At 70.8% G+C, this 15,320-nt stretch carries 10 protein-coding genes; 7 read left to right on the top strand and 3 right to left on the bottom strand.

Annotation, left to right across the window (positions count from 1 at the left end; translation table 11 throughout):
- Positions 1 to 15: 15 nt before the first annotated feature.
- Both OG858_RS36500 and OG858_RS36495 read right to left on the bottom strand, forming a co-directional pair.
- A complete protein-coding gene (locus OG858_RS36500) occupies positions 16 to 1,605 on the bottom strand; it encodes an AMP-binding protein (RefSeq protein WP_086752213.1) in 1,590 nt (529 codons plus the stop codon).
- On the bottom strand, positions 1,602 to 3,281 hold the full coding sequence (locus tag OG858_RS36495; RefSeq protein WP_086752215.1) for an AMP-binding protein: 1,680 nt from the start codon (positions 3,279 to 3,281) through the stop codon (positions 1,602 to 1,604). The genes OG858_RS36500 and OG858_RS36495 overlap by 4 nt, the downstream gene beginning before the upstream one ends.
- A 101-nt stretch (positions 3,282 to 3,382) precedes the next feature.
- Between OG858_RS36495 and OG858_RS36490 the strand changes: the two genes are divergently transcribed.
- The 3 genes from OG858_RS36490 to OG858_RS36480 all read left to right on the top strand — a co-directional run bounded on the left by OG858_RS36490 (position 3,383) and on the right by OG858_RS36480 (position 8,541).
- On the top strand, positions 3,383 to 4,255 hold the full coding sequence (locus OG858_RS36490) for a response regulator transcription factor (protein WP_406199884.1): 873 nt from the start codon (positions 3,383 to 3,385) through the stop codon (positions 4,253 to 4,255).
- A 274-nt stretch (positions 4,256 to 4,529) separates the two neighbouring features.
- Positions 4,530 to 7,388 (top strand): helix-turn-helix transcriptional regulator, encoded by a 2,859-nt coding sequence (locus OG858_RS36485; RefSeq protein WP_086752219.1) that lies wholly within the window; start codon positions 4,530 to 4,532, stop codon positions 7,386 to 7,388.
- Between the two features lie 352 nt (positions 7,389 to 7,740).
- Positions 7,741 to 8,541, top strand: a complete 801-nt coding sequence (locus tag OG858_RS36480; protein WP_319064223.1) for a S1 family serine peptidase — start codon at positions 7,741 to 7,743, stop codon at positions 8,539 to 8,541.
- Between the two features lie 124 nt (positions 8,542 to 8,665).
- Here the strand turns inward: OG858_RS36480 and OG858_RS36475 are convergent, their stop codons facing one another.
- Positions 8,666 to 9,883 (bottom strand): winged helix DNA-binding domain-containing protein, encoded by a 1,218-nt coding sequence (locus OG858_RS36475; protein ID WP_328544042.1) that lies wholly within the window; start codon positions 9,881 to 9,883, stop codon positions 8,666 to 8,668.
- A gap of 434 nt (positions 9,884 to 10,317) precedes the next feature.
- On the opposite strand from OG858_RS36475, the gene OG858_RS36470 reads away from it, so the two are divergent.
- From OG858_RS36470 to OG858_RS36455, 4 genes are all read left to right on the top strand, one after another.
- A complete protein-coding gene (locus tag OG858_RS36470) occupies positions 10,318 to 11,499 on the top strand; it encodes a magnesium and cobalt transport protein CorA (RefSeq protein ID WP_319064225.1) in 1,182 nt (393 codons plus the stop codon).
- 721 nt (positions 11,500 to 12,220) lie between these two features.
- Positions 12,221 to 12,613 carry a hypothetical protein gene (locus tag OG858_RS36465; protein WP_086747711.1) on the top strand — a complete coding sequence of 131 codons (393 nt, stop codon included), beginning with the start codon at positions 12,221 to 12,223 and terminating at the stop codon, positions 12,611 to 12,613.
- 5 nt (positions 12,614 to 12,618) lie between these two features.
- Positions 12,619 to 13,287, top strand: a complete 669-nt coding sequence (locus OG858_RS36460) for a nucleotidyl transferase AbiEii/AbiGii toxin family protein (protein ID WP_179200907.1) — start codon at positions 12,619 to 12,621, stop codon at positions 13,285 to 13,287.
- Positions 13,288 to 14,026: 739 nt separating this feature from the next.
- Positions 14,027 to 15,319 (top strand): helix-turn-helix domain-containing protein, encoded by a 1,293-nt coding sequence (locus OG858_RS36455; protein ID WP_086747713.1) that lies wholly within the window; start codon positions 14,027 to 14,029, stop codon positions 15,317 to 15,319.
- Position 15,320 lies beyond the last annotated feature (1 nt).

Genomic DNA, 15,320 nt, shown 5'->3' with positions numbered 1-15,320 from the left:
AGTCGCGCGAAACCGCTACCCGGCGGCGTACCGCTCCCGCAGCTCGATCTTCCGCACCTTCCCCGACACCGTCATCGGGAAGGAGTCCAGGACGCGCAGCGCGCTCGGGATCTTGTAGTGCGCCAACTGCCCGTCACAGAAGGCCCGTAGCTCCTCCAGCGTGAGCGGTTCGGTGGCCTCGCGCGGGATGACGCAGGCGAGCACCTCCTCGCCGTACCGCTCGTGCGGAACGCCCACCACCTGGACGTCGGCGATCTTCGGGTGGCCGTACAGGAACTCCTCGATCTCGCGCGGGTAGATGTTCTCGCCACCCCGGATGATCATGTCCTTGATCCGGCCGACGATCTCGACGTACCCGTCCTCGCGCATCGTCGCCAGGTCCCCGGTGTGCATCCACCGCCCCGCGTCGACGGCCTCGGCGGTCCTCTCGGGCTCCTCCCAGTAGCCGAGCATCACGCTGTAGCCACGGGTGCACAACTCCCCCGCGGTTCCGCGCGGCCGGGTCACCCCGGTCGCGGGGTCGACGATCTTCACCTCGATGTGCGGGAGGACGCGGCCGACGGTGCCGGTGCGGTGTTCCAGGTCGTCGTCGCGCCGGGTCTGGGTGGAGACGGGCGAGGTCTCCGTCATGCCGTAACAGATCGAGACCTCCGTCATGTGCATCTCGGCGACCACCCGCTTCATCACCTCCACCGGGCAGGGCGAGCCCGCCATGATGCCGGTGCGCAGGGAGGAGAGGTCGTACGCGGCGAAGTCGGGGAGGTTCAACTCCGCGATGAACATGGTCGGTACGCCGTAAAGGGAGGTGCAGCGCTCCCGCTGGACGGCCTCCAGGGTGGCCTTCGGGTCGAAGGACGGGGCCGGGATGACGACACAGGCGCCGTGCGAGGTCGCCGCGAGGTTGCCCATCACCATGCCGAAGCAGTGGTAGAAGGGCACGGGCACGCAGATCCGGTCCTGCTCGGTGTAGGCGAGCAACTCCCCTACGAAGTAGCCGTTGTTGAGGATGTTGTGGTGGGAGAGGGTCGCGCCCTTGGGGAAGCCCGTGGTGCCCGAGGTGTACTGGATGTTGATCGGGTCGTCGCAGGACAGGTCCTCGTACGGCACCGGTGTGCCGCGCGCGATCAGCGCGTCCCAGCTCGGGTCCCCGATGTAGACGGCCTCTCGCAACTTCGGGCACTGGGCGCGCACTTGCTCGACCATCGCCCGGTAGTCGCTCGTCCTGTGGCTGAGCGAGGCGAAGAGCAGGCAGACACCGGCCTGGTCGAGGACGTACTCGACCTCGTGGGTGCGGTAGGCGGGGTTGATGTTCACCATGATCGCGCCGATGCGGGCGGTGGCGTACTGGACGAGCACCCACTCGGGGCAGTTCACCGCCCAGATGCCCACCCGGTCGCCCTTGGCGACGCCGCTCGCGAGCAGCGCGTACGCCAGCTCGTCGACGTCGGCGGCGAACCGGGTGTAGGTCCAGCGCCTGCCGGACGGCACGTCGACGAGGACCTCGCGGTCCGGCCAGGCCGCGACGGCCCGGTCGAGACTGGCGCCGATGGTGTCGCCGAGCAGCGGAGTCCCGCCTGTGCCGTGCGTATAGGACAGCTCACTCACCGGAAGTCCTCCTCGTGGTACTCCGCGTCCGAGCCCGCGGCCGTGGCCTCGCGCAGCACGATGCGGCGGATCTTGCCCGACACGGTCTTCGGCAGGTCGCCGAACTCCAGGCGGCGCAGACGCTTGTAGGGCGCGAGGACGGTCCGGGAGTGCTCGAAGAGCACCTTCGCGGTGTCGGGGCCCGGCTCCCAGCCGGCGGCCAGCACGATGTACGCCTTCGGCACCGCGAGCCGCACCTCGTCCGGCGCGGGCACCACGGCCGCCTCGGCGACCGCCTCGTGCTCCAGCAGGGCGCTCTCCAGCTCGAACGGGCTGATCTTGTAGTCGCTCGCCTTGAACACGTCGTCCGCGCGGCCCACGTAGGTGATGTAGCCGTCCTTGTCCCGTGCGCCGATGTCACCGGTGCGGTAGAAGCCGCCGGCCATGGCCTCCGCCGTACGGTCGGGGTCGCCGTGGTAGCCCGTCATCAGGCCGACCGGGCGGTTGGAGAGGTCGAGGGCGATCTCGCCCTCGTCGGCGTCGGGGGCGCCCGAGACGGGGTCGAGGAGGACGACCTTGAAGCCGGGGCCGGGCCGGCCCATCGAGCCCGTCTTCAGTCGCTGGCCGGGACTGTTGGAGACCTGGACGACGGTCTCGGTCTGGCCGAAGCCGTCGCGGATGTCCAGGCCCCAGGCGCGGCGCACCTGCTCGATGACCTCGGGGTTGAGGGGTTCACCGGCCGCGACGACCTCACGGGGCGGGGTCTTCAGCTGCGTGAGATCGGCCTGGATGAGCATCCGCCACACGGTGGGCGGGGCACAGAAGGTGGTGACGCCCGCGCGCTCCATCTCCGAGAGCAGCCGGCTCGCGTCGAAGCGGGTGTAGTTGTGGATGAACACGGTCGCCTCCGCGTTCCACGGGGCGAAGAGGTTGGACCAGGCGTGCTTGGCCCAGCCGGGCGAGGAGATGTTGAGATGGACGTCGCCGGGTCGCAGGCCGATCCAGTACATGGTCGCCAAGTGGCCGACGGGGTACGACGCATGGGTGTGTTCGACCAGCTTGGGCCGGGCGGTCGTACCCGAGGTGAAGTACAGCATCAGCGGGTCGGTGGCGTTGGTCGCGCCGTTCGGTTCGAAACGGGCGGCAGCCGCGCGGGCCTCCTCGTACGGCCGCCAGCCGTCCACCGTCCCGCCGACCGTCGTGCGGGTGTAACGGCCGGGCACGTCCTCGAACTTGGGGGCGTCCTCGGCCCGTACGATCACGTGCTTGACCCGGCCGCGCTCCACCCGGTCGCGCAGGTCGGCGGGGCCGAGGAGCGGGGTCGCGGGGATGACGACGGCGCGCAGCTTCATCGCGGCGAGGGCGGTCTCCCACAGCTCCGTCTGGTTGCCGAGCATGACGAGGATGCGGTCGTCGGCGCGGACGCCCCGGTCCCGCAGCCAATTGGCGATCCGGGACGAGCGCTCGGACATCTCGGCGAAGGAGACCACGGCCTCGGTGCCGTCCTCCTCGACGATGTGCAGCGCTGTGCGGTCGTTCCCACGTGCGATCACGTCGAACCAGTCGAGCGCCCAGTTGAAGTACTCCGGGCGCGGCCAGGTGAAGCCCTTGTAGGCCGTGGCGTAGTCCTCACGATGAGCCAACAGGAAGTCCCGGGCCGCCCGGAACTCGTCCGTGGCGCTCGTCCTCGCCGACATGTGTCCTCCTCATTGCCGGACCGTTGCCTGACATCGTGTAATGCGTGATACACGTCTCACTACCCCCGAACGGGGGTGCGCCGCACGGAAGGGGCGAGTTCGTGGCATTTGATCCCTCGGATTCCGTCGGGGCGGGTTTGTCCGGACCGGCGGACATGCGCGGCGCGCTGGCCCGGCTGCGCCGGGCCACCGGGCTGCCGCTCGCCTTCGCGGGGCTGGTCGAGCCCGGCGCCGGGCAACTGCGCATCAGTGAACTCCAGGGCAACCGGACGACCGCGCTCCAAGGGCTCGCCGTGCACTCCGGGAACGGCCTCGGCGGCAAGACGGTGGCCCTTGCCCGGCCGTGCTGCGTGACCGACTACTCCGCATCGCGCCAGATCAGCCACGAGTACGACGCCGCGGTCGCCGCCGAGGGCATCCGCTCCGTCCTGGCGGTTCCCGTCGTCGTACGGCGTCGGGTGCGCGGGGTGCTGTACGGCGCCCTGCGCACGGCCCAGCCACTGGGCGACCGCACGGTCGGAGCCGCGCTGGACGCGGCGCGGGACATGGAACAGGCGCTGGTGGTGCGGGACGAGGCGCGGAACCTGCTGGCCGCGGCCCGGGCGCCCGAGGGCGAGTCGGCCGGGGCATGGGAGGAGGTCCGGGAGGCGCACGGGGCACTCCGCGCGCTCGCCCCGCGCATCGACGATCCGGATCTGCGGGCCGAGCTGCTGCGAGTGTGCGGACGCCTGGCCGGCGTCGCCGGTGGGGAGAACACCGGGCCGGACGGCGTCGCACGGGTCGCCCTCACACCGCGCGAGACGGACGTGCTGGCCTGCGTCGCGACGGGTGCGACCAACACCGTCGCCGGGGATCGTCTGGGGCTTCGCCCCGAGACGGTGAAGGCCTATCTGCGCTCGGCCATGCGGAAGCTCGGGGCGCATACGCGTCTGGAGGCGGTGGTGGCCGCCCGCAGGGCGGGGCTGCTGCCCTAGCGATCCGCACGGGCCTCCCCCTAGCGATCCGCACGGGCCTCCTTCGCACTGCCGGCCTGTGGGGCTGGTCGTGCACAGGCGGCGGAACCGCAGACGTCACAGGCCGCGCACCCCGACCGGGGCGCGACGGACAACGAGTTTCATGTAACGGGCATGTGAAATTCCTTATGCCGTACCCTTCCTGTTATTTCCCACACCGGGCCTACGTTCCGAAATTCAAAGACTGGACGCCTAATATTGGCCCGGACACGACACTCGAGGGGAGCGGTGGCCCGTGCAGCGGGAGTTCAAGGAGCCTGGGAGACCCCGCCCCGACCTGGTCATAGGCCGGGAGGAGCTGTTCGCGGGGGCGCGTGAGCAGCTCGCGCGGGGCGGCAGCGTGCTCGTGCACGGCTCCGCCGGTATCGGAAAATCGACGGTCCTGCGGGCTCTCGCCGCGGAATACGAGGAGTCGGCACGGACGGTGCTGCGCTGCTCGGCCACCGAGTCCGAGTCGCACCTGCCGTTCCTCGCCCTGACCGATCTGCTCGGGCTGGTCCTGGACGAGGTGTCCGACCAGCTGCCCGCCCCGCAGCGCACCGCGCTGGAGTCCGCGCTCACCGGCCGGGGTGAGTCCACCCTCCAGCGCGACGGGCTCGCGCTCCGGCTGGCCGTCCTGTCGACCCTGCGCGCCCTGGCCGCCAAGGGCCCGGTGCTGATCGTCGCGGACGACCTCCAGTGGCTGGATCCGGCCAGTGTCGAGCTGCTCGGCTTCGCGGCGCGGCGGCTGGGCGACCTGCCGGTGCGCATGCTGTGCGCCGTACGTACCTCGACGGACCCCCATGGTCACGAGCAGGACAGGTATCTACGCGCGTCCCCTCCCGACACCCTGGCCCTCCGGGTCACCCCGCTGTCCAGGACGCACGTCGCCGAGCTGCTGGAGAACCGCGGCTACACCGGTCTGCCCCGCTCGACCGTGCGGGACATCCACCGCACCAGCGGCGGCAACCCGCTGTTCGCGCTGGAGCTCGGCCGTGCCCTCGCCGACAGCCCGACGCCGCCCCGTCCGGGCGAACCGCTGCCCGTGCCGACCTCGCTGCGGACCCTGGTGCTGAACCGGCTGGACATGCTCTCGGCCGAGGCCCGCCGCACCCTGCTGGTCGCCAGCGCCGGTGCCCGGCCCACGGGGGCGCTGCTGCACGCCGCCGGGCGGGAGAACGCCGAGGCGGAGACCGCGCAGGCCGTCGAGCTGGGGCTGCTCGCACCGGAGCGGGAGGGACCGTACGTACGGTTCGCTCATCCCCTCGTGTCGGCCGCGCTGTACGCCGAGGCGACCGCCCAGGAGCGGCGGGCCGCTCACGCCGCGCTGTCCACCGCCGCCGTCGACCCCATCGAGCGGGCCCGGCATCTGGCGCTGGCCACCCACGGCACCGATCCCCTGGTCGCCGCGCGGCTGGGCGAGGCCGCGGCCGTGGCCCGGGACCGGGGCGCGCCCTCGGTCGCCGCCGAGCTGGGGCTGCTCTCGGCCCGGCACACTCCGGCGGACGCGACGCCGGGCCCGGACGAGCGGCGGTTGCAGGCCGCCGAGGACGCGCTGACCGCCGGGGAGAACGACCTCGGCCGGGACCTCGCCCGTGACGTGCTGAGCCGGGCCGCCGACCCGGCCGAGCGGGTCCGGGCCTGGATGGTGGTGATCGACGCGGCCGGGCAGTCGCTCGCCGAGGTCGACGCCGTCTACCCGCAGGTCCTCGCCGATGCGGGCGACGACCCGCGGCTGCTCGGCCTGGTCCGCTACCAGCTGGCCTGGCGCGCCCTGGTCCTCGAAGGCGACTTCGCCCAGAGCCGGGAGGAGGCCGCGCGGGCGGCGGAGCTGGCGTCCCGGGCCGAGGACCGGCGCACCGAGCTGCTCGCGCTCGCCTTCCAGGCACAGGCCGAGATACTGATGGGCCACCGGGACGCCCCCATGACGATCAAGCGCGCCCTGAAGGAGCCGCAGGATCCGCAGCTCGCGTGCCACCACAACGGGGCGGGTGCGACCCGCTTCCGCTGGCTGATGATGAGCGACCAGCTCGGCGAGGCCCGCGCGACGATCACCTCGCTGCTGCGTGAGGTGCGGCGGCGCGGCATGGTCGAGAGCGAGGTGCACTACGTGCGCTTCCTCGCCGAGACCGAACTGCGCTCCGGGCACTGCGGCCGGGCCCTCGACCTCGCCCGCGAGGGCTATGTCCTCGCCCGTGACTCCGGCATCGGCGAGGGCGCGTCCGCCATGCTCACCTCGCTCACGGAGGCCGCCGGCGGTGACGTGGAGCAGGCCCGGGCGCTCGCCCGCGAAGCCGCCGACCGCGCCGAGCAGGACGGCGACCTGATGTACCTCTCCCGCGCCCTGGGCGCCCTGGGGCACGCCCAGCTGGTGGCGGGGGACGCACCCGGCACCGTGCAGTCCCTGCGCCGGGTGAGGGAGCTGGAGGAAGGACTCGGCATCAACGACCCCGCGCGCGGCCGGTGGCACGGCGATCTCGCCGAAGCCCTGGTGCGGGTGGGCGAGTTGGCGGAGGCGCAGGACGTCATCGACGTCACCCGGCAGCAGGCGCTGCGGCTCGGGCGGGAGAGCGTGCTCGCCGTCCTCGATCGGGGCGAGGCGCTGGTGCGGGCGGCGCGAGGTGAACAGGACGCCGCCGTACGGCAGTTGATGTCGGCGCAGGACCGGCTGGCGAAGCTGGGCTACGGCCTGGAGGAGGCGCGGGCCGCGTACGCCCTGGCGGGGCTGCGCACACCCCCGCAGGCTCTCGGTCTCGCCCGTCCGGGAGCGACGCCCGTGTCCGGTCCGGGCTCGTACGACGAGGCGTCGCGGCTGTTCCGCCGCTGCCGTGCGCTGCCGTGGCTGCGTCAGGTGGAGGAGGCCTCGATCACCCCTGCGCCCCCGCAGCAGCCCGCGATCGCTCCGTCGGCACTGGACGCCCTCGCCGTGCTCGCGGCGACCGAACGCCAGGTCGCGGAGCTGGTCATGGAGGGGGCGACCAACCGGGAGATCGCCGGCCGGCTGTACATCAGCGTGAAGACGGTCGAGGCGACACTCACCCGCGTCTACCGGAAGCTGGGCATCCGGTCGCGTGTGGACATCGTGCGTCTGGCGGCGGGACACCGTACGAACTGACCTCCCCGGGACCGGCTGACGAGCCCCTCCCGGGACCTGGGCCCTGTCGTCACATTCCCGTCCGTCACGCTTCGACGGACCAAGTGCGCGCAGCGACCTTGCGGCTCCAGCCTAGGCTCAAACCCCGGCCCGGGTCATCGAGGGTTTTCCCTCCCCAACTCGCCTAGGGGGATCCCCCCTTGGGAGAGGATCACTCCGGCTCCTATTTTTTGTGACGTGCCGCACGCCAGGGCACACAGACCGGCCCGCAGCCCCCGCTCGGCTCCCCCGAGCGGGGGCTGCACCGCAGGCTCTGTGCACCGAACCCCCCACCCGCGCGTCCCCCACCGGCAACTCCCCCACAAGGAGAACCATGTTCGGGTTCAACCGCGTCAAGAAGTCGATGATCACCGCCGCGGCGGCCACCGCTGCCGCCGCCGCAGCCGCGCTGCTCACCGCCCCCGGCGCCGTCGCCGCTCCCCAGCCCATCGTGGGTGGTACGACCACCACCGCGAGCGCGTACCCGTACGTCATGCAGATCACGAACGCCTCGCAGAGCCAGTTCTGTGGTGGCACCCTCGTGTCCCCCACCAAGGTGATCACCGCCGCCCACTGCATGGTCGGCAGAACCACCTCCAACACCCGTGTCGTCGGTGGCCGTACCTACCGCAACGGCACGAACGGCACCGTCAGCACGCTCAGCAAGATCTGGATCCACCCGAGCTACAACAGCTCCACGATGACCAGCGACGTGGCCGTGCTGACGCTCGCGGTCGCGCAGCCGTACACCACGGCGTCCTACGTCAGCGCCTCGCAGACGAGCGTCTACGCGGCCGGCACCACCGCCCGCATCATCGGCTGGGGCACCACGTCCTCGGGCGGTTCCTCCTCCAACCAGCTGCGCACCGCGACCGTTCCGGTCGTGGCCGACTCGGTCTGCGGCAGCTCCAGCTCGTACGGCTCCGAGTTCGTCGCGAGCTCCATGGTCTGCGCCGGTTACTCCTCCGGCGGCGTTGACACCTGCCAGGGCGACAGCGGCGGTCCCCTGATGATCGGGGGCGTCCTGGCAGGCATAGTTTCCTGGGGTTACGGCTGCGCCGACGCGCAGTACCCCGGCATCTACACCCGGCTGACCACCTTCTCCAACACGGTGGCCGCCCAGATCGCCTCGTAGCCGAGGCCGGGCGCGAGCCGACAGACTCCTGAGGTACTCCCTCAGGAACTGCCAGAGGGCGCCGCGAACCTGCCACGAGCGGTTCGCGGCGCCCTCTCTCCAATGTCGGGGCGGACACCGGGTGTCACGTGGCCACGGTGCCGAACCAGATGTCGTACGCTCCGCCCTCGTCGTGGGCGCCGCCCTCGTCCCCGTGCAGCGTGGTGAGCGTGCGCTCCGCCTCCGTCACCACATCGGCACGCTGCCGCTGGGTGAGGCGGCCGAAGGGTTCGAGGGTGAGGACCTTGGCGTCGAGCTTCCAGAGGCCGGCCAGGAAGCCGTCGACGAGGAAGGTGCGGTGGGCCTGATTCCCCTGCCAGGAACGGCCCTTGAGGTCCGGCGGCACCACGCGGGAGCGGTCGGCGTGGGAGAGGAGCAGGTTGTCGAACTCGGGGAGCAGCCGGGGCGGGGCCGGGGTCTCCGGGTCGGGGCGGGGCGCGTCCGGCAGGTCGAAGAGTTCGGTGCCGCTGTCGTCGCGGAAGACGAGCAGCTCCGGGCGCAGCCGCTCGAACGCCTCGCGCAGGCGGGTCAGTCCGGCCCAGGTCTGCATGTCCTTGACGGAGGCGGGCCCGAAGGCGGCGAGATAGCGCCGGACGACGGTCTCGGGCGCCGGGGCGGGTTCGGCGGGGCGGCCGAGCCAGTGCTCGGCGGTGGTCAGGGCGACCTGCCCGCTCTTTCCCCACAGGCCGCGCGGGGTGACCTGGACGAGCGGCAGCCGGCAGCGCGCGGCGACACCGAGGGCGAACGGGTCCGCGCCCGGCCACTCCACGATCAACGCTTCACGCAACTGCTTCAGGGTGCGCGGTTCGGCCTCGACCAGTTCCCGCGCGATCACTTCGAGCCGGTCGAGATCGACCCCGGCCAGCCCCTTGCGGAACAGGTTCAGTTCCCGTTCCCGGGCCGGCTGCACCAACGGCCGCAGGGTGAGGCAGTCCTCTGCGGTGTGCGTGTGGATCGTGGACCGCATGGTGACGATGCGTACGACGTCCCGGTCGGCCATCAGCGCCGACAACTGCTCGGGCGCGAAGCCGTCCAGCCGGGCGGCGAGCGCGTAGTACGGCGGCCGTACGTTCTGCGCCTGGAGCCCGAGGAGGTGTGTGACGGCGGCGTGCACGGACATGGGCGGGGGCGCCGAGCCGGTGGCTTTGGTGGGGGTGGCGTTGGTGGAGGTGGCCTTGGCAGGGGCGGCCTCGGCGGGTGCGGACATGGGCGCCCGGTGCAGCAGGAGCTGGCGGGCCAGGGTCGCGCGGTTGAGGGCGTGGGTGCCGAGCCGGGGAGCGGTCTGGTTCGCCTTGTTCGTCATGGTGCGCACGCTAGCGGGGATTGCGGACAGGTTCTGTCCGCGACAGTCCTGTTCGGTCCGCGTTCCCACCGCCGGGAGCGCCACGGCGCCTCCCGCCCGCGATTCCCTTCGCTCCGTACTTCCCTTCCGGCCCGGCCCCACTTCCCGTCCGGCCTCACTTCCCGCCCGGCCCCACTTCCGATCCGGCCCCACTTCCCGCCCGGCCCCACTTCCGATCCGGCCCCACTTCCGATCCGGCCCCACTTCCCGCCCGGCCCCACTTCCGATCCGGCCCCACTTCCGATCCGGTCGGACACCCAACTCCCCGCCTCCCCTGCTTCCCCACCCCTCGACTTCCCGTCCACCCCTCACCGACTCCCGCGGCGTTTGCCCCGTATATCCTGCTCGGTGATCACACAGTCGTACGTGTACGCGCAACTCGGGAGGCATCCACGATGGCCGATCGACGCGCCCGCCCGGCCGCGAAGAGCGCCGGTCCAGCCTCGAAGGGCGGCCGGAAGTCCGGCTGGCGCCGCGCCCTGCCACCTCCGTCGACACCACCCGCCGAGCCCACGGCACCGAACCCGGATCCGGCGGCGACCACGGCCGAGCGGGCGGCCAGCGTGGTGGAGGCGGCCCTGTACCAGGACGGCGTACGCGTCTCCTCCCCCGCCACGCTCGCGGACACCTTCCGCGAGCTGCGGGAGGCACCGGCCGGCATGGCGTGGATCGGGCTGGCCCGCCCGACCGAGGCCGAACTCCTTTCCCTGGCCGCCGAGTTCGACCTCCACCCGCTCGCCGTCGAGGACGCGATGGAGGCCCATCAACGCCCCAAGCTGGAGCGCTACGGCGACACCCTTTTCGTCGTCCTGCGCGCCGCCCGCTACCTCGACGCCTCCGAGGAGGTCGACTTCGCCGAGCTGCACGTCTTCGTGGGGCCGGACTTCGTCATCACGGTCCGGCACGGCGCGGCACCCGACCTGTCGGCCGTCCGCCGACGGATGGAGGAGACCCCGGAGCTGCTGAAGCTCGGCCCCGAGGCGGTCCTCTACGCCATCCTCGACGCGGTGGTCGACGGGTACGTACCCGTCGTCGCCGGTGTGCAGAACGACGTCGACGAGATCGAGACGGAGGTCTTCCGCGGCGACCCGGAGGTCTCCCGCCGCATCTACGAACTCTCCCGCGAGATGGTCGAGTTCCAGCGCGCCACCCGCCCCCTCGTAGGCATGCTCCACGGCCTCATGGCCGGCTTCGCCAAGTACGAGACGGACGACGAGCTCCAGCGCTACCTCCGCGACGTCGCCGACCACGTCACCCACACCAGCGAACGCGTCGACGGCTACCGCCAGGCCCTCACCGACATCCTCACCGTGAACGCCACACTCGTCACCCAGCAACAGAACGCGGAGATGCGGGCGTTGGCGGAGGCGGGCTTCGAACAGAACGAGGAGATCAAGAAGATCTCGTCGTGGGCGGCGATTTTGTTTGCTCCCACACTCGTCGGAACCATTTACGGCATGAATTTTGAGCACATGCCGGAGTTGGGCTGGAGCTTCGGATACCCCTTCGCCATCGGCTTGATGGGGGTGGTTTGCGTCAGTTTGTACCTAATTTTCAAGCGGCGGGACTGGCTCTAGGCCCTCGCGTGACGCTCAGTTCTTGTTCACGCTTTGCTCGCGCATCCCTTGCAGATCGCGCCAGGAACGGCCGTGGGGAGTCCCTGGGGAGAAGGGATGCGGGTGATCTCCTCGCCTTGCCCCCGACAAGCCCGTGACAAGGTCTTTTGGGCGTCGGCAAGCACTGGGGAGAATCCAGGGAGAAACAAATGGCATCCCGCGCCTTGCGCCCGCCACAACGAGCCCGCCTGGCTTCCTGTTCAGCGCTCCCTGCAGAGCCCGCCGACCCTGCGGTGGATCACCGACAGTGACATCCATGTGCTTGTCGTCCCCAGCAGCCCCGAGGTCGTACCGTCCGGCATGGGAACGCACCTGGGCGGAGGCTTCCCGGTCCTGCCGCGACCACTCGCGGCCCGCGGGATCATCGGCGCGCCGTCCTGAACGCCCGGTCCTGCACTGTCGCAAACGTCGTCCGTGCGAGCGACGCCCGTCGCGAGGGCTTCAGTAACTCTCCAAATGTCGGCCTAGGCAAGGCGCGGAAAAGCACAGGTCAGAAACGGTTTCTCGGCTCGCTGTCCCGCGTGCGGGCGTTGAGAGCGTCATGAGCGACAGTCCGTCCTTCCTGCTCGGGGCGGATCAGGCTGCCCCAACCAGCTCACTCAGCAGGGTCCGCCCCGCTCACTCCGGATGCCGGCTCGCACATCATGACCCGCACCACTTCCCCGGCCGCCATAATGGAGTCATGCCCTCCAGCCCACAGCCCCCCGCACCCACCCCGACGGACGTCTCGGGCGCGGACGCCGAGGACCTCGCGCTGTACCGGGAGAAGTTCCGCCGCCGTCTGCCGGAGTCGCTGGACGAGTTGCGCGGGCCGACCCGCGGTGTCGTGGATCTGCCGCTGCACATGGCCTGGTCCGGGATGACCTCATACGACCTGGGCAAGCCGCGCCAGCGTATGGGCCTGTACCGCACTGTCCTGCACGAGGGCCTGCACGACGACCTGCCCCGCTACCTCGACCAGGACCTGCTCGTCCATCTGTGGCCGGTGCTGCGCACCCTCGTCGGTCGCACGGTGCGCGCCGTATGGGAAGACGCCTTCCCCCAGCTCGCCTCCCGCGCCCGGGCAGCCGCGTGACGGACATGCCGGAGCTGCACACGCGGCTCCTGGCGGATGTGATCGCGCTCGGTTCCCCGTATCCACTGGTTCTCACCGGTGGATACGCCGTGCGGGCCCACCGCCTTGTGAACCGCCCCAGCCAGGACCTCGACGTCGCCACCGAGAACCCGGCTCCCATGGCCGACATCGCCGCCACGCTCCGCGCCGGCCTGGAAGCCCGCGGCTGGAAGGTGCACGCGCTGGAGACCGCCCCGCTGTCCGCCCGCTTCACCGTGTCCGACCCGGCCACCGGGCAAGAATGCGAAGTCGACATCCTCAAGGAAATCTTCTGGCGGCCAGTCACCCAAAGCCCGTACGGGCCCGTCCTCGCGGAGGAGGACGTGATCGGGACCAAGGTCCGCGCTCTCGCCGACCGCGGAGCGCCCCGCGACCTGATCGACGTGTTCGCAGCCTCCCGCCGCTGGACCAATACCGAGCTCGAAGAGTTCGGCCGCCGCCACGCCCGCGGCCGCTTTGAGCGCGAGGATTTGCAGTCGAACCTTACGGGCGCCGAGTGGACCGACGACGAAGCCTTCGCGGCCTACGGTCTCGACGATGCCACCATCGCCGCTCTCCGCACGTGGGCCGTGGAGTGGGCCGACGACCTCGCAACCCGCCTCCTCGAAGCATCCGATGATCCGGACATCGACTGATCACGTCCGCTCGGAACCGGATCTCCAAACTGCCGGGGATGCCGACCAGGGCAGGAGCCAGGAAACCAGTAGGTAGGAAGGAGGTCAGCAACCGGGCGAAGGGCGGATCCCAGCACCATCGCGATGCGGCGTGGGCCGCCCCGGCGGCCTGGAGCATTGCGGCCCGCCGATGCCGGGTTCATTCTCACCACCGACGGTGCCCTGGCGCCATGTGACCGGCGCCAGGAGGCCGGCCACGGCCGCACACCGCACGGCCGGCCCCTCGGACAGCTGCTGGCAGAAGATCATCCACAGCGCACGGTGCGCTCGTCACCCGCCAACGACCAGCTCACCGTGGCTGGTGCCCTTTCCGGCAAGCACCTCTTGCCCGCCACTGTCCAAATCGGTGCGGCCGGAGCCGCTATACGTCCGCGGTCACCGGAACAGGCCAGGCCAGGCCAGCGCTACCGACGCCCGCTTCCGGCCCGCGCTCGACCGGCAACCTCAGCCCTGTATGGGCCGACATCACACCGGGTGAGTCCGGCCTGCCGGCGAGGAGCCCTGCGGCTCGGCCCCAACATGGTGAAGCAGGCTGGCCTGGCTCTGTGACTGGCACAACTTCCTGCCCCGCGAATGCTGCGCCCCGCCGTAGGAGAAGGAAACGGGAAACAGCATCGATCGCCTTGTCCGTCCGGGCGGGATTGCCGCACTCTTTCGTGCAGCGCACCTCGGCCTGGACGGATGGTCATTGGAGGTTTACGTGCCGCTGCCGTCCACCGAGTTCGGCGAGGAACTGAGGAAGCGTCGCCTGGAGGCCGGACTGAGCCTGACGGCCTTGTCCTGCGCCGTGCATTACAGCAAGGCGCAGTTGAGCAAAGTCGAGCGAGGTATCAAGGCACCCAGCCGTGATCTCGTTCGGCTGTGCGACGCCGCCCTCGGTGCCGACGGATCACTGATCGCCCTGGTCACCCAGGTCGTTGCTGAACCCCATTCCGAACCAGCGTCGTCCCAAGCCAACGAGGAGGACTGGATCATGCAGTTGTCGCCGGACGGCCCGAACCGGTTCCAGCCCATGGGCCGACGAGAAGTGATGAGCGCCGGCGCCGCATCGCTGATGTCCTGGCGGTCGGACGGAACGGGCACGGCGTCCCCGACCGCGGGCGTCGGCATGCTGGAAGCGTCCCGCTCACTGTTCACGCACTACCGGAGACTCGGCCAAACCGTGGAACCGGGTCTGCTCCTGCCCGTTCTGATCGCTCAGACGCACACCCTGCGGGAACTGTCCGCTCAAACCGACACCGGCACCCGCCGACAACTGCTGGCACTCGGTTCCCGGTACGCCGAGTATGTCGGCTGGCTGGTGCAGGAAACCGGGGACGAACGTGCGGCACTGTGGTGGACACAGCGTGCGGTCGATCTGGCAGCCGCCGGCGGTGACCCGGCGCTGGCCGGCTACGCACTCGTCCGTAGGGCCTTGGTCACGTTGTACCGGGACGACGCCGAGCAGACGATCGCGCTGGCCCGTCGCGCGCAGAGCGGCACGCTGCCACCGCGGATCCGCGGGCTGGCCGCACAGCGCGAAGCGCAAGGGCACGCCCTCGCAGGCGATCGTCATGCCTGTCAGCGTGCCCTGGAGCGCGCTCGTACGCTCCTCGCCCGCCAGGACGACGGCTCCGAGCAGCCGGTGATCGGCACAATGCACCTTCCCGACCCAGTCGGCATGGTCACGGGCTGGTGCCTGGTCGATCTCGGTCGGCCACGGGAGGCGAGCGAGGAACTCGATCGGCAACTTGCCCTGGTAGGCCAGGAGGCGGTGCGTACACAGGTGCGATACGGCGTACGCCGTGCCCTCGCCTATGCCTCGGCCGGCGAGATCGACCATGCATGTGCGCTGACGACACCACTGCTCGACGGCGTGGCGGCAGTGCGCTCAGCGACCGTCACGACCGACCTGCGGCGCCTCGCCCGGGTCCTGGCTCGCCATTCGGATCACCCATCGGTACGTCGGCTGGGGCCGCGGCTCGGCACGTTATCGCGCTTGTCCACTTTCTGAA

Origin of the sequence: Streptomyces europaeiscabiei, assembly GCF_036346855.1 — a bacterium.
Lineage (GTDB): Bacteria > Actinomycetota > Actinomycetes > Streptomycetales > Streptomycetaceae > Streptomyces > Streptomyces europaeiscabiei.
This window is presented reverse-complemented; position numbering and strand designations above follow the sequence as displayed.

Coding starts and splice junctions, on each gene's coding strand:
- OG858_RS36480 (WP_319064223.1), top strand. CDS start 7,741: ATGTTCGGGTTCAACCGCGTCAAGAAGTCGATGATCACCGCCGCGGCG.
- OG858_RS36460 (WP_179200907.1), top strand. CDS start 12,619: ATGCCGGAGCTGCACACGCGGCTCCTGGCGGATGTGATCGCGCTCGGT.
- OG858_RS36495 (WP_086752215.1), bottom strand. CDS start 3,281: ATGTCGGCGAGGACGAGCGCCACGGACGAGTTCCGGGCGGCCCGGGAC.
- OG858_RS36470 (WP_319064225.1), top strand. CDS start 10,318: ATGGCCGATCGACGCGCCCGCCCGGCCGCGAAGAGCGCCGGTCCAGCC.
- OG858_RS36465 (WP_086747711.1), top strand. CDS start 12,221: ATGCCCTCCAGCCCACAGCCCCCCGCACCCACCCCGACGGACGTCTCG.
- OG858_RS36475 (WP_328544042.1), bottom strand. CDS start 9,883: ATGACGAACAAGGCGAACCAGACCGCTCCCCGGCTCGGCACCCACGCC.